22 protein-coding genes are annotated in these 21558 nt (G+C 42.9%); 9 read left to right on the top strand and 13 right to left on the bottom strand.

Annotated elements, in window-relative coordinates; all coding sequences use genetic code 11:
* Nucleotides 1–89 precede the first annotated feature (89 nt).
* From HCZ91_RS04690 to HCZ91_RS04670, 5 genes are all read left to right on the top strand, one after another.
* Complete coding sequence (locus tag HCZ91_RS04690; RefSeq protein ID WP_218870042.1) at nt 90–395, top strand: hypothetical protein; 306 nt, start codon at nt 90–92, stop codon at nt 393–395.
* A 212-nt stretch (nt 396–607) separates the two neighbouring features.
* On the top strand, nt 608–2368 hold the full coding sequence (locus tag HCZ91_RS04685) for a potassium transporter TrkG (RefSeq protein ID WP_179798476.1): 1761 nt from the start codon (nt 608–610) through the stop codon (nt 2366–2368).
* A 68-nt stretch (nt 2369–2436) separates the two neighbouring features.
* Nucleotides 2437–3138, top strand: a complete 702-nt coding sequence (locus HCZ91_RS04680) for a TrkA family potassium uptake protein (RefSeq protein WP_160022209.1) — start codon at nt 2437–2439, stop codon at nt 3136–3138.
* Nucleotides 3139–3182: 44 nt separating this feature from the next.
* On the top strand, nt 3183–3725 hold the full coding sequence (locus HCZ91_RS04675; RefSeq protein ID WP_101206454.1) for a DUF3124 domain-containing protein: 543 nt from the start codon (nt 3183–3185) through the stop codon (nt 3723–3725).
* A gap of 142 nt (nt 3726–3867) precedes the next feature.
* Complete coding sequence (locus tag HCZ91_RS04670) at nt 3868–4281, top strand: PaaI family thioesterase (RefSeq protein WP_179798475.1); 414 nt, start codon at nt 3868–3870, stop codon at nt 4279–4281.
* A 57-nt stretch (nt 4282–4338) separates the two neighbouring features.
* Here the strand turns inward: HCZ91_RS04670 and HCZ91_RS04665 are convergent, their stop codons facing one another.
* From HCZ91_RS04665 to HCZ91_RS04620, 10 genes are all read right to left on the bottom strand, one after another.
* Nucleotides 4339–5019, bottom strand: a complete 681-nt coding sequence (locus HCZ91_RS04665) for a cytochrome c (protein WP_179798491.1) — start codon at nt 5017–5019, stop codon at nt 4339–4341.
* Nucleotides 5020–5106: 87 nt separating this feature from the next.
* Nucleotides 5107–6708 carry a flavin monoamine oxidase family protein gene (locus tag HCZ91_RS04660; RefSeq protein WP_179798474.1) on the bottom strand — a complete coding sequence of 534 codons (1602 nt, stop codon included), beginning with the start codon at nt 6706–6708 and terminating at the stop codon, nt 5107–5109.
* A 70-nt stretch (nt 6709–6778) separates the two neighbouring features.
* On the bottom strand, nt 6779–8086 hold the full coding sequence (locus HCZ91_RS04655) for a cytochrome c (RefSeq protein ID WP_257019973.1): 1308 nt from the start codon (nt 8084–8086) through the stop codon (nt 6779–6781).
* 247 nt (nt 8087–8333) lie between these two features.
* On the bottom strand, nt 8334–8891 hold the full coding sequence (locus HCZ91_RS04650) for a YceI family protein (protein ID WP_179798472.1): 558 nt from the start codon (nt 8889–8891) through the stop codon (nt 8334–8336).
* Nucleotides 8892–9084: 193 nt separating this feature from the next.
* The gene (locus HCZ91_RS04645) at nt 9085–9909 is read right to left on the bottom strand and encodes a PAP2 family lipid A phosphatase (protein ID WP_179798471.1); all 825 of its coding nucleotides are present in this window, start codon (nt 9907–9909) and stop codon (nt 9085–9087) included.
* Between the two features lie 66 nt (nt 9910–9975).
* Nucleotides 9976–10446: a diacylglycerol kinase gene (locus tag HCZ91_RS04640; RefSeq protein ID WP_179798470.1), complete on the bottom strand. Its 471-nt coding sequence runs from the start codon at nt 10444–10446 to the stop codon at nt 9976–9978.
* Between the two features lie 178 nt (nt 10447–10624).
* A complete protein-coding gene (locus HCZ91_RS04635) occupies nt 10625–11965 on the bottom strand; it encodes a HAMP domain-containing sensor histidine kinase (RefSeq protein WP_179798469.1) in 1341 nt (446 codons plus the stop codon).
* A 127-nt stretch (nt 11966–12092) separates the two neighbouring features.
* On the bottom strand, nt 12093–12788 hold the full coding sequence (locus HCZ91_RS04630) for a response regulator transcription factor (RefSeq protein ID WP_179798468.1): 696 nt from the start codon (nt 12786–12788) through the stop codon (nt 12093–12095).
* A gap of 106 nt (nt 12789–12894) precedes the next feature.
* A complete protein-coding gene (locus HCZ91_RS04625) occupies nt 12895–14613 on the bottom strand; it encodes a phosphoethanolamine--lipid A transferase (RefSeq protein ID WP_179798467.1) in 1719 nt (572 codons plus the stop codon).
* 141 nt (nt 14614–14754) lie between these two features.
* The gene (locus HCZ91_RS04620; RefSeq protein ID WP_179798466.1) at nt 14755–15444 is read right to left on the bottom strand and encodes a Crp/Fnr family transcriptional regulator; all 690 of its coding nucleotides are present in this window, start codon (nt 15442–15444) and stop codon (nt 14755–14757) included.
* An 85-nt stretch (nt 15445–15529) separates the two neighbouring features.
* Between HCZ91_RS04620 and HCZ91_RS04615 the strand changes: the two genes are divergently transcribed.
* Both HCZ91_RS04615 and HCZ91_RS04610 read left to right on the top strand, forming a co-directional pair.
* The gene (locus tag HCZ91_RS04615; protein WP_257019969.1) at nt 15530–16321 is read left to right on the top strand and encodes a class II aldolase/adducin family protein; all 792 of its coding nucleotides are present in this window, start codon (nt 15530–15532) and stop codon (nt 16319–16321) included.
* A 106-nt stretch (nt 16322–16427) separates the two neighbouring features.
* The gene (locus tag HCZ91_RS04610) at nt 16428–17201 is read left to right on the top strand and encodes an alpha/beta hydrolase (RefSeq protein ID WP_218870041.1); all 774 of its coding nucleotides are present in this window, start codon (nt 16428–16430) and stop codon (nt 17199–17201) included.
* A gap of 304 nt (nt 17202–17505) precedes the next feature.
* On the opposite strand, the gene truC is transcribed toward HCZ91_RS04610, so the two are convergent.
* Entirely contained in the window at nt 17506–18264 is a 759-nt protein-coding gene (gene truC / locus HCZ91_RS04605) for a tRNA pseudouridine(65) synthase TruC (RefSeq protein WP_102078432.1), read from the bottom strand.
* Between truC and HCZ91_RS13920 the strand changes: the two genes are divergently transcribed.
* Nucleotides 18169–18678, top strand: a complete 510-nt coding sequence (locus tag HCZ91_RS13920; protein WP_102078431.1) for a pirin-like C-terminal cupin domain-containing protein — start codon at nt 18169–18171, stop codon at nt 18676–18678. The two genes, truC and HCZ91_RS13920, sit on opposite strands and share 96 nt — an antisense overlap.
* Before the next feature lie 225 nt (nt 18679–18903).
* Here HCZ91_RS13920 and HCZ91_RS04595 read toward each other — a convergent pair whose 3' ends face one another.
* Entirely contained in the window at nt 18904–19182 is a 279-nt protein-coding gene (locus tag HCZ91_RS04595) for a peptidylprolyl isomerase (protein WP_102078430.1), read from the bottom strand.
* A 621-nt stretch (nt 19183–19803) separates the two neighbouring features.
* Between HCZ91_RS04595 and HCZ91_RS04590 the strand changes: the two genes are divergently transcribed.
* Nucleotides 19804–20226, top strand: coding sequence for a DUF4172 domain-containing protein (locus HCZ91_RS04590; RefSeq protein WP_227522987.1), 423 nt, complete (start codon nt 19804–19806; stop codon nt 20224–20226).
* 227 nt (nt 20227–20453) lie between these two features.
* Here HCZ91_RS04590 and HCZ91_RS04585 read toward each other — a convergent pair whose 3' ends face one another.
* Nucleotides 20454–21434 (bottom strand): GlxA family transcriptional regulator, encoded by a 981-nt coding sequence (locus tag HCZ91_RS04585; RefSeq protein ID WP_179798464.1) that lies wholly within the window; start codon nt 21432–21434, stop codon nt 20454–20456.
* Nucleotides 21435–21558: the final 124 nt, after the last annotated feature.

Below are 21558 nucleotides of genomic sequence, written 5' to 3'. Positions count from 1 at the left end.
CAAGGTTGGATGGAGAATAATCTACCTAAACTATTTCATAATATGGGTTGTACTTCTTTTATTTTGGATTGACTATAGGTTTATTCAGTATGATGTCAGATTTCTCTATTGCTGTACCTTTAGAGAATTGGCTACCGCTAAGCATGATAGCTATACAAGCATGCGTATTTGCTGGACAGTTTTTACTGTTATTCCTATTACAAAAGACAGGTGGGCCCGTGTTGCTGAGTTTGTTAGGTGCGGTAGGAGCCATTGTCGGCGTACCCGTCGCTATTTTTTTGCAAGGGGAGAGTCCTCCAGAAGGTTTATTTTTAGGTGCTACCTTAATTGCGATTGGTGTGGCATTGGTGACATGGGGCGGTGTAAAAATAGCAAAAGTAAAAGAAGAATTTTAATAAATGTGTATAAGCGATAGCATTAAACTATAGAGTTATTAAAACCGTTACTTCCTAATGAGCACTTCTTATCTCGCTCTGGTTATCAGTATCTAGCTTATCAATAGCTACTATGACTCAATAATTGGTTACGATTAACTTAAATCACTTTTTGTAGAGACGACAAAAAAGGAGTATAAGTATCGTGGTTATCGTTGTCATGGACTCAGGCTATGAATGCAGCCGCGCGTTATCGCTTACTGAACAATTTTACCATTCTCATTAGTGTCATCGGGGTAGCGATTGCCTTGTTGGATAGTGGTTTTACACTACCGACGTGGCTCCAACAAATATTTCATATTTTCTATTTGGTCATCATCTTCCTTAGTTTTATGGTGACCGCTGGTCGTTATATCTATACCAAAAAGCCATTAACGCTTAATAAAGTCGCCATCTTTGATGCACTGACTAGCATTGCCATCATCATTTTATTGACCGCGCATTTTACGGACTTAGTACGTTCGGGCCTGTCCGCTGCCGTTGATGGCTTTGTCGCGATAAAGATAGCGGTGTTTGTCACCTTCGTCCGCGAACTCTCTGATCACAATTTCAATCTCAATCGTACCTTTCTACATCCTGCCCAGTTTTTTATTCTAAGCTTTTTAGTCGTGGTGCTGGTTGGTGCCTTGCTATTGATGATGCCTAATGCGACGACGCAGCCACTGTCTTTTGTTGATGCGCTTTTTACTGCGACTAGCGCGGTTTGTGTGACTGGGCTTATCGTCGTCGATACTGCCACCTATTTTACGACTTTTGGCCAAGTCATTATTATGGGGCTGATACAAATTGGCGGCTTAGGTATTTTGACCTTTGTGACCTATTTTAGTTATTTTTTTAAGGGTGGTGTCAGCTATGAGACACAAGCCAGCATCAGCGAGATGTCTTATATGCGCGGTATGGGTAATGTGGTGTCGACACTCAAGTCTATCTTATACGTCACATTTGCTGTCGAGGCGGTAGCGGCTGCGCTGATTTATATCAGTATTTATGACATACCCAATATGGATTGGTCTGAGCAGCTATTTTTTTCGGTCTTTCATGCGATTTCTGCTTTTTGTAATGCTGGGTTCTCTACCTTTAGTGCTGGCTTGTACGATGATTCGCTACGTTTTAATTATTCGCTACAGCTGATTCTGGCGTTGACATTTATCTTCGGTGGTATGGGTTTTACTATTGTGGTCAATGTGCTTAGGTATTTACGTTATCGTGCTCAGCGGCTGATAAATCGCCATGACCAACGCTATACTTATCAGCCTTGGTTACTTAATATTAATAGCCGTATTACTTTGATTACCACAGGCGCATTATTGCTGGTCGGTCTGATTGGCGTGATGATATTTGAATACAATAATGTGCTCGCTGACCATACCAGTTTTCTTGGCAAGCTAATAACAGGGTTCTTTACGGCTGCTACCCCGCGTACGGCAGGATTCAATGTCATTGATATGGGTGAGTTGACTTTTCCAACGGTGATGCTGACGATATTTTTGATGTGGATTGGTGCTTCGCCAAACTCGACAGGTGGTGGTATTAAGACCAGTACCTTTGCGATTGCGCTATTGAATACATTAAGCCTAGCTCGTGGTCAGACCAAGATAGAGGTGTTTAAACGGGAGATTGCTGAGATTTCCGTTCGCCGCGCATTTTCTATTATGTGGTTGTCACTACTGGTCATCGGTACGGGCGTGACGCTCATCAGTTATGATCAGCCAGAGCTTGATTTGATTAAAGTAGTATTTGAGTGCTTCTCAGCTTATAGCACGGTGGGGCTAAGTTTAAACCTGACAGCAGACTTATCAGATTTTAGTAAAATAGTGGTTTCGGTCATTATGTTCGTTGGCCGCGTCAGTATGCTGACAATCTTTATTGCACTGCTAAAAAATATGCGTCAACGTAATTATCGCTATCCTACGGAAGAGATTACTATTAACTAATTCGTCGCAATTAGACTGTGTCGTTCTTAATAAATAGCAAAAAAATATTAAAAAAGGTTGTATAAGTTATGAAGTACATCATCGTAGGGCTAGGAAATTTTGGTGCATCATTGGGCTCGGCATTGACCAGTCAAGGGCATGAAGTGATTGCTATTGATAGTAGTATGCAACGGGTTGAAGCGTATAAAGAAGTGATTTCTCATACGCTGTGTATGGATGCCACGGACGAATATACGGTTAGCGGATTGCCAATCGTTGATACCGATATTGTCATTGTGGCGATTGGCGAAGATCAAGGGGCCAATGTCATGGCAACGGCGCTCTTTAAGACGTTAAAAGCCAAACGTTTGATCAGCCGTAGTATCAATCCGCTACACGAAAAAGTCCTACAAGCCATCGGCGTGGACGATTTGATTCACCCTGAAAAAGAAGCAGCCAATCGTTGGGCCAAGCGTCTGTCACTACGTTATTTTGTCGATTCGTTCGAATTGAGCGATAACTTCAGCATGGTAGAGATTAAGATTCCAAATGTGCTGATTGGCAAGACTGTTGACGACTTACAGTTAGAGCAAAAGTTTAATCTCCGATTGCTTAGTACGTTGCGCTATGAGTATTATGAAGACAGTTTTGGTCGTACGCAGAGCAAGCCTAGCATTCAAGGTTTGGCGACGCCTGAGCAAGTATTGCAAGAGCGCGATGTACTGGTGATTTATGGTGCCAACAAACACATCAATCAGTTCTTACGTAGTGTAGGTGTGAAAATCAAATAGCAGCTTGTCATCGCAGTGATACCAGAAGGTATAGGGAAATGATTATGAATAAGCGAAGTATATCTGTCCTACTGATCGCTATAATGGCACTACTGTCAGGTTGTGATCAGTCCGCGCAAGACCCGAACGTTCTTCTGTCTGAGCATCAAAAAGACCCGATTAAAGAGTTGGCGATTACCTCAGACGTGGATCACAGTCAGTTTGGTTACAAGCAAACCTTTTATGTACCGATTTATTCTGATATTTATACCGATAGAGACGCTCGCAAAGTGCTGCTATCGGCGACGCTGAGTGTACGTAACACCACGCTCAAAAAGTCACTGTATATCAATAAAATTGATTATTATGATACAGATGGGGCATTGGTCAAGTCATATCTAGATAAGCCTATCGAGCTACCAGCGATGGCCACGCTGAACTATATAGTCGAAAAAGAAGAGGACAAAGGTGGTTCTGGTGCCAACTTTATCATCGAAGTCGAAGGTGTAGATGAGACAGTCAGACCAGTGATAGAAGCGGTCATGATTGGCAACTTTAGCAATAAAGGATTTGCCTTTAGTACAGAAGGCACGCCCGTGATACATTGATATATGTATAGTCGGTGCGTAGTTTATAGTATTAAAAGAGCACTGTAGTATAGGCGAAAATAGTTTCGATTTTGCTATCTAGCGATGATCGTATACATGTATTAAACGAATCAACATGGACAGTTCAATTCAAGGAAGCCTTATGTCTGCAACCAAAGAAGAAATCAGTGCCTTTATGGCATTGGAGTTTCCCCAAACCAAATGTATCGTTGAGGCGGTCAGTGAACATGGCGCGACCTTATCACACGAGGTTGGTATAAATGAGCTGCGTCCCGGTGGCACAGTCTCTGGCCCTGTCATGATGGCCGTTGCTGATGTCGCCATCTATGTGGCGATACTCGGAAAAATCGGTATCGTTCCATTAACGGTGACGACGAGTCTGACCATCAACTTTTTGCGTAAGCCATCAGCAGATGCACGTATTATCGCCGAATGTACTTTAATGAAGGTAGGGCGCACACTGATAGTGGGTGAGGTGTCTCTTTACTCAGAAGGCTCTGATGATATCGTGGCTCATGTGGTTGGTACATATTCGGTGCCGCCTGAACGCATTTAAAGCTAGTCGTAAGAGCTTCAATATTTTATAAGGTGGCTAGTTCATCGTGTGTCTCATCTATTCACTCGGGTCTGAACCTGGTGGAAAATCATGGCGTAGCTGTGAGACATTAGCAGTCGTAACCTTATCTGTGAAATTGTTTAGGTCACTATGCACATATTGTGTGATGGCTGCTATTTGTTCATCGCTCATCATGCGGTGGAACGATGGCATACCGCGCAGACCATTGATTAACACACTGATAATATAGTATTTCGATTGCATCTTGCTGTTATTGGCTAGCGGTGGATAGTAGCCAGCGCCTTGTGCACCTTCACCTTTTTGCATATGACAACCTGCACAAGAGTCATCGTAAAGCTTTTTACCATTAGTGGTAAAAAATCCCTTTTTGCCTTGGGTGCTGCCTTCAAATTTAGTGAGCCATTTCTGCATGCTGGCATCTTCACTCATCTTTGGTATTGAGCGTACATCGACTATATTGGTAGTAGATTCAGCCAATTCTGCTTTGGACATATATACGCCGCCCCATGCACCTTGATTGCGACTGGCTTGATTGTCAAAACTGTTGTCAAATATCATGGGTGCTGTCTGCGGGTTGGCGATAGTAGCTGCGTTTTTGGTTCTATTCTGACTACAGCCTGGCAACGTTGTTAACGCTATCGACCCGCCGACCATGAGCATTATTATTGCCTTGCTCGAGCTAGATAATTTGATTGAGTTTGCTGTCACCACGTTCATAATTGTTCCTAATGTGCTTAGTCTCATTGTTATCATCCTTGCTTCAACGGCAGACTGGTTATTCAAAGCTCATTACTCAAAAGTTAGCTATCCAAGTTTCTTGGCCTTTTGATGTAAGCGTTTGGCAGCATCCATACCGGATAATATCGCGCCCTCTTGCCATGCAGGAATATGTGAGCAATGCTCTCCTGCTAACACAATACGATGATCTATCTCGCATAATGTCTCATAGTACTGCTCACGACTTGACTCGCTCCAAATACCGTAGCAGCCAAGTGACCAAGGGATACGGTGCCATGCGACAGACGTGCCCGAACGGAACTCTTTGGTATATTGCGGATGAATCTGTTTGCCATAGGCGAGCGCGGCATTGATACGTTCTTTGGGTGTCAATGAGTTAAATTTGTATGAGGCTTCCCCAAATCCATACGCGCCAAGTAGCACGCCCGAGCCTGAGCTAAACATATCTTGTGACGGGTAGGAGATTTGCGAGATGGGCATGTCAGTATAAGTGATACCGCCATAGATCCATTCATCCTCTTCCCAAAAACGCCTCTTAAACTCCAAACCTACTTTATACGAGCTGTCATAAGGGACGGCTGCCATCGCTTGTTTCATTGGCGCGGAGACGTTGATATCAATCTGAGTCAATATAGACAAGGGAATCGTACAAATGCACCAATCTGCGCGCACTGTTTTGGCTTCACTGTCAGGGCTATTGCTATCGACATAGTCAATGGTAACCCCAGTTTCGTCTTGATTGATTTTGGTGACTTTAGCATTGAATGTGATCATTTCGCGACACTCACGCGTGAAGGCATCACCAATTTTTCCCATACCGCCGACAGGCTGAAACATCGTTGGTTGATGTACATGGACGGTATAGTTGGTATAAATATCCGACCACATGCCTGAGTCTAGTAATTTGTCCATCGGTATGGGGGTTGATGGCTTGGCATCTGGCATAAGACCACCACCGGGATATACACTATAGCCACGATGCTTACCAGTCTCATGGCTTTTGACGTAACGGTAGCTGGTATCTAACACGCCCCAGCCCTTGAGACCTTCGAGTAATTTTTCTTTGTCCTCTTTATTGATCGTACTATCGAGACTGCCTTTATTTAAGGCTTTGGACAATAACTCTGATACATAACCACGAATATCGCTTTGTACTTCGCCTAAACGCTGTGGCGCGCCGTTAAAGTGATTGGTACGATGTAGATAAGCGCGATCATTGGTTTGGATAAAAGGCTGCAATGCCACACCGAACTTTTTGCAGTAATGAAAGACCGCATAGTGGTGGATGGGCAGTCGCCATGGTCCGCCATTGAAGTAATTGCCTTTTTTAAAGTCGCAAGTAACTTCAGCACCGCCTAATTCAGTGTATTTGTCACCACTATTGAGTGTCCAGCTACGTCCACCGCCACGATTTTGGTACTCAAGCACGGTGACTTTATAGCCTGCTTTTCGCAGCTCATAGGCAGCAGTTAGACCACCCAATCCTGCACCCAAAACCACGATACTTGCGCCAGCAGGTGCGCCTTTGAGATTCATCTCTTCTTTAAAGCTCGACTCGGATGCAAACCCCAACGTGGTCATCGCTTGATACATCGCGGTCGCGCCTGCCGTCTTGCCTATCATGGATAGCAGTTGCCGCCGTGTAGGGGATTGGAGCAGGTCATTCATAGGATTATCCTTATCGTGCTGAGTCTTTGCGTTATTATTGAAAATACTAATTTAAGCTTATTCTTTATAGCTAACTTTTTTCTTTTATCATACGCGTGACATCCGCCGCACTGACATCGCTGTTGGGTAGACCACCAAAGGTGACTCGTACATAGTTAGTAATATTAGCAATCTGTGCAGGGCTTAAGTCTTCTGAGAAGCCGGGCATTTTTGGTGCTGTGTTAAAGGCACCTTTTGCCCCAAATGCAATGACGCCAATCAGTGCATCAGGTTTTACGCGGCGAATACTACTCAAACCAACTATGGAGGCATAGCGTGCATCGGGCTGGGCGTAACCGTCGACGCCATGACAGCTGGCGCAATGGATGAGATATAAGTCTTTTGGCGAATTGCTGTTCAAGTTATTATTGCTGCCGCTACTGTTGACAGTATTGGTTTTGGCACGCGCCAGATAGTTTTTCTGCTCTAGCAAGTCGTAAGTAATCGAGTTGCTGACTGGTTGCGGTAGACGAGAGACATTGACAGGTATCAAGTAGTCATCGGTCTTAATGGCTGGAACGACTTTTAAATAGTCAGCCATCGCTATAAGGTCTTCATCAGTGAGATAACGCGTACTATGCGCCACGGCTTCTGCCATCGGGCCGCCCGCATAAGCACGCTTATCAAGCGTGCCTGTACGCAGGTAAGTCACGATATCCATTTCGCTCCAAAGGCCGATACCCGTATCGTTGTCAGGCGTAATATTCGGTGCAAACCATTTACCAAGTGGCGCTCCGGATAAATAGCGGTCTTTATCAAGACCTTGTGTTAAGTAGCGCGGTGTATGACAGGTACCGCAGTGCTCTAAGTTATTGACCAGATATTCACCGCGCTGCTGGGTTTTCGTCAGTCCTGAGCGATTTTCGGTAGAAGGCACATTGATGATATTCCATGCCAGCATTAAGCTACGGATATTTAGCGGGAAAGGCAAATGAGTGGTTTTTTCAGGTGGTTTGTCTACCAGAGGGGCGGTCTGAAAATACGCGAATAAGGCACTGATATCCTCATCTGTCATGCCATGATAGGACGGGTAAGGCATCGCAGGATAAATCTGATGATTGGGTGCACGACCTTTTTGCAAAGCCTTTTTGAAGTCGGATTCAGTATAGTTGCCGATGCCATAGCGCGTTGACGGTGTAATATTGGTCGAGTAGATATTGCCAATGGGCGTCTCAATTGGTACGCCGCCACTATAGTCATCACGGTGGCAAGCCATACAGTCGGCGCTGCGTGCTATGTAAGCGCCGCGATTGGCAAGCGCACTATTAGCAGGGCTGACATTTGGTAGGGTTATTCGACTGGGCAAAGTGTCTATTGGCAAACTGACAGTGCCTGCCATCACGACGGTAGACACTAAGCTGAATCCCAATGTCAGTGTTATTATCGAAGAAAATGACAATGCTGGCATGATTGCAGAAAGCGGTTTCGCAATACTCTTATAATACCGATGAATCATGTCTAATTCCTTTTTAAGCTTTCTGAAAATCACTACCAGTATCCATTCAGACAATGGCGAAACATTAAAAATACTATAGTCTGGCTGCTTCGACCTTGATACTTAAGTCAAGGTTTTTGGTCAGTCCGAACTAAGCGAATTTATTGATATTCCGTTTTGTGCGATTAATCGTAGCAGTGAACTCGCCACCGCAAACATCCTTTCTGATGCTCGTGTTTAGATAACAATCAAACTTAGTCGCGGTTAGGCTAATTGGGTGTGTCTCGCCATGTAAGGTCAGTTGTCCATCTACCCGAGTGACCTGAGGGCTTTTTTTATCTTGATTGAAATACCATCTTGTCGATTCAAACTGCGCTAAAGGAAACCTCTTCATATCAAAAAATTCAGGCCCCGTTAGACTATTATTAAAAGAAGGGTTGCCTGTATTTAAGGAGTCTATGGGTATGATTAACGAGATATCGCCTGTTTGCCGACTTGGGTCGTATTGCAATTGGCCTTTGATATCATAAAAGCCACCAGTAGTGGCAGAGGTCTGGAAGCGTTCAATGGCAAATCGTATGTGCGTATTGGTAGGATTGATGGAGTAACTGGCGGCATGACTGTCATCGATAGTGCTGACAAGCAGTAATGGAATAAGCAGCAAGGCGTAGATGTGCGAGATTTTTTGTCCAATGCATAAGAGGTGCATGGCTACATTCCTTTGTAGGCTATCGATATATAAAGCGTTTTATTAACGAGCACCATCCATGGTTTTGCTCAATACTAAGCGAGTTCTCATTCATTATTTATACATTGTTTTTCAAATGGTTAGTAGTGTTATTTTGGTAATATATAACCGCTGGTTTCAGTTATATCTGAACATTCATACTTCAATATTGATTCTAAATATTGGGTGTCTGAGTGTTAGACAGTTTTATATCAGCACTGTTTTTATGATTGTCGGTATTTTTAGTTGTATTTGCTATCGAGTGTTTGAAGAAAAGGGTGGCAAGCGCACACGCTATCGTCAGTGACAGCAGCATCGAGACCAATGTATGGCTAAAGAAGTGATCGCCAAACAGCATCTTATACAGTCCCATTGTCCAGCCCAAAATAGTTACTGATACGACTATTTGATAGCGGTATTTTCTTAGTGTCGGTAAAAAAGCCAGCCCATATAAAGAAAACCCTGCGCTGGCGTGAGCCGCTGGGAAGCATCTGGCGGGCGTCGCTGCTACGATGTTTTGCCAAAGATTGAGGTAGGGCAAATCCCCATTAAAAATAACTAAGTCATTTGGGCAGCTGACATGGGTGACACCTTTGAGCGTGGCAATAGTAGCAGGTACAATCGCCAATATAATCAGTAGGTAGCTTATCTCGCGCATAGGTAAAGGAAGCAGAAATTTATCAAGCTTATTATGACTGAGCTTACTGCGATTTAGCTTATTGCGGTTTAGGGAAGTAGCATTAAGCCTTGACTGTCTATACTTGATGATTAAAACCGCTATGAGGTAGACAGCCAATAGAATCAATAATACTTTGGGCAAATCATAAAAGATAAACGCATAAGGCTGCGCGCCTTTTTCTAGTAGCCAGTGTCCATTGCTATAAAAAAGCTCACTGATGCGTATGTCCAACTGGCTATGCTCAAAAACCAAGGTAGCAATGATGGTCACGCACAGTAATTTTAGCCAGCCCCAAGCCATTGAGTGGTTCTCTAAAGTCATGGATACACCTGATAACGTATATTAAATGATGATAGCTTCCAGCATGCTGCTATAAAGAATAGACAACTATAAAAAGACAGACAGTGCCATTAACCATAAGATGGTTAAGAGAAATAACGACAAAAATTGCGCAGCAGAGCCGACATCTTTTGCTATCTTGGCAAGTGGATGCTTGGCGGTTGATGTGTGATCGACGCACGCCTCGATACCGGTATTGAGCAGCTCAACAATCAATGACAAAAAAGAAGCGACGACCAGCATCATTTTTATACCAAGCGCAAAAGGCAAAACGATGACAGCAGCCAGCAGTATAAGGTTGAGCCACACAACTTGTCTAAAAGCTGCTTCAAATTTATATGCGGCCTTAAAGCCATCTATAGAGTAACCAGTGGCTTTTATAATGCGGTAAATTCCTGTTTTGCCTTTGGCATGACTTGCGAAGCTGTCAGCTGCAAGTGCACTATCATGTGCTGTTTGGTTGACAGAACTATGCTCGGCTAACGGCTCTATAAGGTTGGTATGAGTGATTTGCTTCATAGGACATTCTTAATGGTCTATTAAAATTAAGATAGCCTGAGTATAAGACGGGAGATGTTAAGAAAACGTTAAGAGGATATAGAGGGATGAGAATAAAGCATAATGGGTGTTTAAATTTGTCGTTTCCCAATCAGCAATTATTATTAGGAAATGAATATGTCTTTGAGCTATCACGAGGTTATTTATAATAAATACTAAAGGTGCTACCACCTGAGCGATTGGCTTGGTGAGTGAGCTGCCAGCCCATATGCGACATGATACGCTGGACGATACTGAGTCCTAGACCTGAGCCTTCAACCTTATGTTTTGTCTCATGCTCTGACGACAGGATTGTTTGCTCGTCTTTATACTGAGACTCTAGTCGCTCAAACCGTTCATAGAGTAAAGGCATCATCGCCTCAGGAATACCTAAGCCAGTATCAGTCACCGTGATTTTTTCGTCATCGATAGTAATGGCTACTTCGCCATCATCGGTATATTGAAACGCATTTTTTATGAGGTTGCCTAGTGCCATTTTTAGTAGTTCGGGCCGTACGTAAGCAATATATTCCTGCTCAGCAATTATCTGACAAGTGACAGACTTATACCGCAGCAAGTACTTTAGGCGCTGCATTTCCGCTAAGGCGATACTGTTAATAGAGGTTTGCGGTGCGTCTAACTTTTCAGGCGCGCGCGATAGTAGGAGCAGAGCGGTGATAATCTCGGAAGTTTCTTTTGCCGTGGTACTGATACGATTGGTAAACTCATTTAAGTGGCTGTCAGGGTCTAGTTGCGAGGCCAAGACCTCGGAAGCCCCCATGATAATAGTCAACGGCGTACGCAGCTCATGGCTGACATCACCAGTAAATAGTTGCTCGCGCTTGAGGTACTGTTCTAACTTGTGGTTTTTCTCATCGATGGCCCGTGCCAAGACACCAACCTCAGATGGCAAGTGTGTCAAATCGCTTAAGTTGTGATGGTCAGTCTCGACAGCTCGTTTCAAATCTAATAAAGGCTTGATGATCTGTTTAGAGGACAATTGGGAAAAGATAGCGGCGATAAGTAAGCTTAGAATCACGGCTACCTTTAACGTATCTGCAAATATGTCTTCTAGGTGCTCAAATATCGCCAAGACTGGGTAATTTCCCATCACCATTTCGGTGTTTTCTAGATAAGTCAAAATATAGGTTTGACCATCTTGGGTATAGGCGAAAAGATGCAAGTTGGCATGACCTGCTCCAGAGGCTTTATTAACAGTGACAGAGGTCTCTTGCACCGTGTCATTGGCTATCGCTTGCAAACTGGCAGGTGCTTTATCATAGCGATAAATTTTGATACCTGGTTCAGCGACATAGATAGGCTGGTCACCATACTTTTCTTGACTAAGCTCTAGCTGCTGCAATAGGCGAGCCTTGACCAAATCTTGCTCTATTCGGCTCTCTGCGTATAAAAAAATACTGACAAAAGCTGCGCACAGTAATAATGCGAATATGAAGTAAGACAGTCTGAACTTATTGGCTATAGAGTCTATATTGAGCATGGCATGGGACAACCTAATAGAAAAGGGCTATATATAATAGAGCTATATATAATAGAGCAATAAATACGATACGGTCAGTCAGTTAGTAAATTGGATAAGGTTTATTCAATCCATACTGCAATGATGACTACGCGCTTGCTGATGTATTAGGGTCAACAACTTGATAACCTACGCCAGGTACTGTGACTATCATGGGTGTGTCAAATGGCTTATCAATCTGCGCACGCACGCTGTGCATATGAGTGCGCAGTGCGTCACTACTCGGTATGTCTAGCCCCCATACTTTTTCTTCAATTTCAGTTTTACTGACGACTCTAGGCGCTGCACTCATTAGAATATGCAGTATTTTAAAGCCAGTTGGGGTAAGCTTCAGTGATTGTCCGTCGCGCATAATAGTATGCTCACTATTGTTCAAGGATAGCGATCCGACTGCAATACTGTGGGCAAAATGATCGTCCTCATGGCGACGTATGAGCGCTTTGATACGGCACTCCAGCTCAACCAACGAAAACGGCTTGACCAAATAATCATCAGCGCCGCTATCAAACCCAGCGACTTTATCCAAGATTGTATCGCGAGCCGTGAGCATTAGCACAGGCGTTTTGTCATGCAACTCTTCTCTGAGTTTTTTGCACAGCTGCGTGCCATCCATACCTGGCAGCATCACATCGAGTAGTATCACATCATAACGATTGTTTGAGGCGAGTGTTAGCCCGCTATAGCCGTTGTGCGCGTTGTCCAACTCAAACCCTTTTGGCTCAAAAAAAGCATAAATATTGGCCACGATATCGGGGTTGTCTTCAATAACGAGTATCTTGTACATGATGCTGACCTAAAAAATAGTGGTTACCTAAAAGAACTGAACGATATAAAACGAATGTAGTGAGCTACTTTTAACAAATTATTTGAAGTAAATTATTTTTAGCCACTCAACTAGAATGACCCAATTTAAAAAAAGTTGCTGCACCTTTGACTTCATCGGTCGTAATACCAAAAAAGCTAAGCAATGTCGGGGTAATAAAATCGTGCGACACGGGCTGATTGACCATACTAGAAAGACTTTCAGTATCGATACTATTACTATTGGGCGACCAAATTATCGTAGGCACGTGTTTTTGGGTATCTGGTGCGAACTTGTAGGGCAAGCCGTGCAAGTAGATATTATTTTCACCCAAACTCTCCCCATGATCACTAATATATACCATTACCACATCATAATCTTGCTCATAAGGTTTTAACGTATCAATCACATTATTCAAAAAGTAATCGGTATAACGAATCGCATTATCGTAGCCATTTATCACAGACTGAGCATCACATTTAGACAGCTCATTGGTCATGCAGACAGGGTTATATTTTTCAAATTCTTTGGGATAGCGCTGGTAATAAGCGGGGCCATGATTGCCCATTTGATGCAGCAAAATAAGCGTGTCTTTTGGCATCTCTTTCTGTGAGCTGCCTGATTTAACCAGTTTATCAAACCCATCAAGCATGCCGATATCTCGGCATTCGACATCACAGTTTGGGTTTGTGTCAGCTGTTTTGTAGTCTTCAAAAGTAACGCGATCAGCCACGCCTTTTGAGCTAGAGTTGTTGTCGCGCCAAACGACATTAATCCCTTGCTTACTTAGCGTATCTAGTACGTTTTCATTATACTTGGCTGTATCGATATCGTAGTCTGCTCGATTTGCATAGCTAAACATGCAAGGTACGGAGTAGGCTGTAGAGGTTCCACAAGAGACGGCATCTTTAAAGCTATAAAGGTTTGATTGTTTTGAGAGCAGGGGTGTGGTATTGCGTGTATAGCCGTTCAAGCCGAAGTGATCTGCGCGAGCTGTTTCGCCAACCACAAACACCATTAGTTTTGGTTTGCCGCTACCACTCACACTATTAGCAGGTGCCACGCGTTTTGCGTCTGTCGCATGCAGTGTCAAAGTATCAGGACGGCGTAGCTCATCGACATAGTTTTCACCAAGTTTGATCACAGAATAAATAGGCGTGATCGGATTGGCATAAGAGCGAACTTGTTTATGTTGACGGAAAAAGCTGGCGTACTGGTCACCAAATGGCAAAATACAAACGGCGATTAGCGCGACAGACAGTATCAAGGTGGCTGTTTTTTGTAGTATGCCTCGCTGCCAAGTAAAGCGTTTTAAACGAATTTTGCTAATGATAAATGCTGGCAACACGCCTAATATCAGCAGTCGAATAACCATGCTGGGGGCAAACAATCCCATCGCCTCTGCTTGATCGGTCTCCAGACTATTGATCAGCATATTGGTGTCAAATATCGTCCCGTAAGCGTCGGTAAAATAACCGCAAATGGCAGCGATAATCAGTAGCGTAGCCAGTACCGGCTTAGCAATTGGACGATAGCAAAGTAGTTGTAATACCAGCCACATCAATCCAAACAACAAGCCTGTGATGGAGAGTATAAAGCCAATATTTGTGCTAAATGGATAGACAGCCAGCACCTGCTGAAAAAACCCAATATTTGCAGTCGCTACCAAATATACAGCCACGATGATAATAAGATAACTGAGATTTATCTCGCGATCATAGAGCTTACTAAGGTAGCTAGTCTTTGTATTGGCGTTGGGTGCGTTGATTTTTAGCGCATTGGTTTTGATGACTTGAGGTATAGACATACAGATACTTCTCAACAGATGGTAGGAAACGTCATTCCTTACCATAGCAAGTGGTCTGTTAAGAAGATGTTAAGGCGGTTGATGCTAACTCTAATAAGTTAGATGTTGGAATGTTTTCTGAGATAATTTTATATATTTAAGTTAGGCAGGATTCATCATTGCCATCAACTGGGGCTTGTCCTTTATGGTAATAAAACCATAGTGCATATCGATAAGGTGCTGCTTTTGCCATGATTGAATGATTTTATTGATGGTTTGTCTGGTAGTACCAAGCATAAAGCCAAGCTCTTCTTGCGATAAGCGCAGTTCTATTTTGATATCATCTCCTATTTGCTGTCCATAAGTGTCGATCAGTCCAATCAGCATGCTAGCCAATCGCGCTGAGGTATTGAGTGAGGTAGCATCGTCAATCCAATCAAATGCTCGGCGGATTCGCTGGCAGGTTATAAGCGCGAGGTGTTTATATAAAATCGGATGCAACTGCGCTGTTTGAATCACTAGATTTCTTGGGATTGAGATGAGCGTTACTTTGTTAATCGTCCACGCATCATGGGTGCGAGGATTGTCATCTATGATAGATATTTCACCAAACCATTCCCCACTAAATAGATGCGCCAACGTCATAGCATGTCCACTAGCGCTCACATTACAGACCCTAATCGTACCCGACACGACAAAGTGTAGCGCCGCATCATCGTTGTCACCGATGGCATGAATCATTTGGCCTTTTTGGTATACCTTTAGCACCGCATCGCCTGCCAGTAGTGGCTGCACAATGGCTGGTAATTGAATAAACCATGGGTCGTTATTTAAATAATGATTGATATTCATAAGTGTAATGTTTTTGACAGATTTGGTTTTATGAAATGGTGTAAAGTAATCATTCAGGATATCTAACACAGTAAAGGAATACACCATGCAAACAACTATGCAAACCGCGACATCGACTGATTCAGCTTCGAGTGTACACCATAACATGAGCGAAAAAGAGTGGCAGATGCGCGTAAATCTTGCTGCCTGTTATCGAATGATTGCTTCTTATGGTTGGGATGATTTGGTATTCACTCATATCTCTGCGCGCGTACCAGGTACTGAGGATGAGTTTTTAATCAATCCGTACGGGATGTTATTTGAAGAGATTACCGCTTCTAGTCTGGTAAAGGTCAATAAAGCAGGCGAGAAAGTAGCACCATCAGAGTTTGACGTCAATCCAGCTGGATTTATCATTCATAGTGCTGTGCACGAAGCTCGCGACGATGCGCATTGCGTCATCCATCTACACACAAATGATGGGGTTGCCGTCTCAGCGCAAGAAAAAGGCCTGCTACCTATCTCTCAACAATCATTATTTCCACTATCTAACTTGGCATACCACGACTACGAAGGCGTCGCATTAAACCCTGAAGAAAAGGTTCGTTTGGTTGCCGATTTGGGTGATGCTCACTTTATGATTTTGCGTAACCATGGTCTGCTCACCTGTGCCGATACGGTTGCCAATGCGTTCTTATACATGTATATCATGCAAAGAGCTTGTGAGATTCAGATCAAAGCACAGAGCGGGGGTGGTGCATTGACGCCGATACCAGCACAAATATTGGCCGGTATTCAAGCGGCATCTGAGCAAGTGACCCGAGGTGCAAACGGTGACATCGCATGGCCTGCCTTATTAAGAAAGCTACGCCGCACTGACCCATCATTTGAGGAGTAAGTCTCTAATGATAACTTTTGATGAGTGGCAACGGCAGGGGTAATATGAATCCATTCATGGGCATCAAATCTTTACTCGGTATGCAGGGGATAAGAGTGCGCCTGCATTGCTATTGATTCACGGTTATCCTAGTGCCAGTTGGGACTGGGAGGGCATGTGGGATGCGCTAACCGAGCACTATTATGTCATCACACTCGATATGCTAGGGTTTGGGTTATCAGATAAACCCAAAAACACGCGCTATCTAATCAGTGAACAGGCTGATATTTATCAAGTTGTTTTGCAAAAACTGGGCGTTAGTGATTATCATATATTAGCGCATGACTATGGTGATACGGTGGCTCAGGAATTGCTAGCCAGACAAGTCGAAGGGAGCGCTGAGCGACACATTGCTAGCGTATGCTTTTTAAACGGTGGTCTGTTTCCTGAGACGCACAAACCTATCTTGGTACAGAAACTACTGCTATCGCCATTAGGCCCTCTAGTATCAAAGCTGATTAATAAGCAGAAATTTGCGGGCAGTCTACAACGGATATTTGGCCCTGACACGCAGCCCACAGTAAAGGTGATAGATACGCTATGGCAGCTGTTAAATCACAATGATGGATTGGGTGTGATACATAAGCTGATTAATTATATGCCCCAACGTCAGCAGTACCGCGAGCGATGGGTAGGCGCGATTATCAACAGTACCGTGCCTGTGAAATTGATTGCAGGTGCTAAAGATCCCATCTCAGGTCAGCATATGATTGATCGTTATCGTCAGCTAATACCCAACGCTGATATAACCAATATGCCTATGTTAGGCCATTATCCGCAGGTAGAAGATGCGGCAGCGATCACAGCGGCCTATCTGCAATTTAGATACAGTATCCTGTAAATACAGTTCAATCTAACAAACGCAGGGCTTCAAATGGTGCTCTGCGTTTTTTATTCTCTTGTTATCTTTTAGCTTTCAAGAAAAATGTGTAAGTTTAAATGAGACTAACATCCGTGAGCGTAGTCACATAGCTGTGGAAAAGGTTTTTGATAAGATGATCACTAATAAATGGCTAATTATGATTGAGTGGTCTATATGCGTGGTGCTACAAGATACTGATGATTTGATAAAAAAGATATTTTGAAAAACTTGAGGTTTTGGAGCGTGTTATAAGAGGTTGTCTTTTCCAGTCCCCACTAGGGACTTAAACCTCAACACTATCTGTCCAAGAGAACTCTTCTAAGATACGTATCCATTGATCGTCTAATCCCGCTGTTATTACTAGTGGCTCACCAGTGACGGGGTGGCTGAGTGCCAAAGTCTGTGCATGCAGCAACATACGCGTGCAATCATAGTGAGTACGAAAGAATCGTGTATGACGTATATCGCCGTGACTGGTATCACCCACGATGTGATGGAATACATGTCTCATATGCCGACGCAGCTGATGTTTGCGTCCAGTTTCAGGCGTTAAGCGCACCAGACTATAGCGGCTAGTGGCATGCTTTTTTGATACTGCAAATGGCAGCTCAATTTGTGCCAAACTCTGCCAGTGAGTCACCGCTTCTTGAGCAGGTTTATCTAAATTGGCAAATTTATCGGCAATGGCATCAGGCTTAAAGCTCAACGCATAATCAACAGTACCTTGCTCAGACATAAAGCCGCGCACCACGGCCAAATATTGCTTGGTCACTTTGCGTTCAGTAAACGCTTCGGTAAGGCTACGTGCCACGGCTGAACTCTTGGCAAACAACAATACACCTGATGTAGGTTTGTCTAACCTATGTACTGGAAACACATGACAGCCTACCGCATCACGTGTGAGCTGCATGGCAAAGCGTGTCTCGCCTTTGTCCAGCCAACTGCGATGCACCAACAGACCAGCTTCTTTATTAATCGCTACTATATACTCATCTTCATAGATAATTTCTATTTGATCAGCAGTATTGCCTTCGATATCCATGTTTTTATTGCTCATATTTTAGATGCGTCAATTATATATCCTTTTTATTGTACCTGTAGTGGCATAATAAATTTAGAGTCAGACTTTGAGTACGGTATCTTGGTTTCAGAAGGGGAGGTAGAGTCTGAAGGCAAGGTCTGTCAGCAAGATCAGTTATTCCGTTTTCATGATAGCGATGTCGCTAATAACAAAAGTATCAAACTGGCTGCCAAAAAGGGCACACGTATCATGTTTATCGGCGGCGAACCGCTTAATAACCAAGTGCTACTATGGTGGAACTTCGTTGCTGATAATAAAGCTGAGATTGAACAGTCTATTGTTGATTGGAATAATGGCCATGAGCGTTTCGATAATGTTGACTCTGATATGAAGCGCTTGCCTGCACCTGAACTACCGAAAGGTTTTAAAGGCTGATGACAACTTATTTCGCCCCTCACTATTTGACCTTAACTCGTAGAAAACTGTTTAAGTAAAATACTGCTTAAATAAAATAAGGGGATTTTGACGTAAGGATTAGAATGGGTAGGTCGACCAAAAACCAAGTCCTGACTACTATAATTATCACGATGTTAAATCATATATGAATCAGGACAACATTTGAGATATAGCTCAGGTGGCTTACAATCAGAGCTTCAACGCTTAAGTTCTATAAAGGACTTTTACGACATGCCAGCCAAATTTGGTCTTTACTAAATGCGGGGTAAATAGTTCGCCGGTAAAGCAAACTTTATCGAATGGCCCCACCATATCACCTTTGCCAAACTCACCTAAGCTGCCACCTTTTTTTCCTGATGGGCAAGTTGAGTATCGTTTGGCCAGTACATCAAATTTAGCGCCTTTTTTAAGCTTGGCAATAATGTCCTCAGCTTGTTCTTTATGTTTTACTAAAATGTGCAATGCGCTAGCGGTACGAGCCATAATGTAACCCTTTTATAAAATATCAATTATCAGGATATTATATCACTACTTACATTGGTTGCTAACCTCACTTGTAGGTGCTGAGTTCTCCCAAGTCAATGTCTACAGATTTGACAGCATAGGTCAGTTTGATGATGTTTGCTGAAAGTGAGAAAAGAGATAATTTGCATCGGCGTATAGTTCTCTTTTCCGCTACAACCAATATTTCACGGACAAAAAAAGCCCCAATCTTAAGATTGGGGCTTTTCGAATCTGGTAGGCGTAATCGGATTCGAACCAACGATCCTCTACCATGTCAAAGTAGGTCGACTAAAGTACATGTTGTGACAATGTCTTACATATATTGATATATATAGCCTGTATATATTGTACGACTGAATAATTACAATGTAAATTGTAATAGAATAAAATTTAACTCGTATTTAGGCACTGTGTTTTTATAGTATTTTTACCTCTACTCAAGCCCTTATTAGAATAAAAAATATGTGTGTTCGTTGAAAATCTATTCTTATTGCATCTACTATTGTCATTTTTGAGTTTCTACGTATTGTTTCTACTACTTATTCTCTGCATATTATAAGGAGATTACTGTCCTAATCTCTGCATATTTCTGAGGAACATATGAAGCATGTTACTTATATTCATGAACATCTAAACTGGACTGAATGGCAATGGTCGGACAAAAAGCTATTGCCACTTGTTAGTCGTGTGCGGATATTACAAGGCCATTTACTAGGAAAGCTGCTAACACTAGGGTTCGATCTGAATGTTGAGGCACAATTAGATGCGGTGACCTTAGAGATTATCAAAACTTCTGAGATAGAAGGTGAGACACTAAATGATGAGCAGGTTCGTTCTTCAGTTGCGCGGCATTTAGGGCTGAATAATGCCAGTATGCCAACCAATACTCGTGAGATCGATGCAGTGGTAGAGATGATGCTAAGTGCTACCTATCATTATCAACAGCCGTTATTATTAGATGATCTACTCGGATGGCATCGAGCATTATTTCCAGATGGATATAGTGGGCTTTATGTGGGCTAGTTTTAGGTGTGCTATCTGGTGCACAAAATGAGCAGCAGCTGGTGAAATATGAACCTGATACAGTGTTAAGCAAGCTGACTGAATTAAAAGCGCTTATTTAACTCAAAGCTAGGTTTAAGCTTCAAAATATACAACAGAGCAGTAAAGCCATAAAAGTAATGACTTTTATGGCTTTTTTTAATTTTGGAGAGACCATTCTTATAGTTGCTGCGTCAAGATTAAATAGGCTATACCAGCTGATTCTCTTGTCTGTAATGGCTTGGCGTCATGCCATAGTTTTTTTTGAAGGTGCTAGAGAATGCACTGTTATCGATAAAGCCGCTTGCTAGTACGATTTGGCTAATAGGCAGCGTAGTATGTTTAAGAATATATTTGGCGTGTTCAAGGCGCAATCGCACGTAATACTGTTGCGGTGAACAACTAAAATTTTTGTTAAATATGCGCTGTAATTGTCTACTTGATAATCCAAGATGACGGGCAATATCCTTAACGCTTAAAGGCTCTTCAAGATTGGTTTTCATCAATGCAATAGCATCTATTACATTGGTATAGCTACTGCTCAGTATTTTTGGCTTGGGCATATGCTGTACGTAAGTAGGCTCACGTATAGAGGTGATAATAAACATGTCTTGTATCTTGGAAACGATATGATGACCATGATGCTTATTGATGATATGTAAAGTCATATCCAATGCGCAAGCTCCACCTGAACAAGAATATAGCTGCGGTGCTATTGTAAATATTTGGTCATTGAAAATAACATCTGGATAGCTTTCTTGGGCTACGCTGATGTTCTCCCAATGCAATGAGGCTGCTTGCTGCTCAAGTAAGCCCGCTGCGGCCAATGCCAGCGCTCCTGTACACAAACCGCCAAGTGCAATATCCCGTACTGCCAATCGCTGAATTAAGGTAATGAGCTTACTAGATTCCAAGTAATCTGTTTGGTGTCCTCCGCATACGAACACCAAGTCGCAGGTTAATAAGTAGTCGAGTGGTGCAGTATGACTTAACTTAATACCGTTACTACTACTGGTTTTATTGTCATCGAACCCTGCCACCACCCACGAGTATAAGAGTTGCTCGCTCACATAATTCGCCATTCGAAGTGGCTCAATGATATTGCTGAACGCGAGCATGGTAAAGCCATTGATCAGTAGAAACCCAATACGCCTAGGCTTGTCTATCATCTTTTCCGTTATCTGAGTCATTTTTTGTCGCCTTCAGAACATACCTAAAATTCTGGCTAATGTTAAGTTGTTTGTCTATATGTCCGATTATAAACATAAAATGTCGCTTATGAAAAAATACCTTATTAATTTTACCTCTATTATC

It is taken from the genome of Psychrobacter sp. BI730, assembly GCF_013414195.1.
Lineage (GTDB): Bacteria > Pseudomonadota > Gammaproteobacteria > Pseudomonadales > Moraxellaceae > Psychrobacter.
This window is presented reverse-complemented; position numbering and strand designations above follow the sequence as displayed.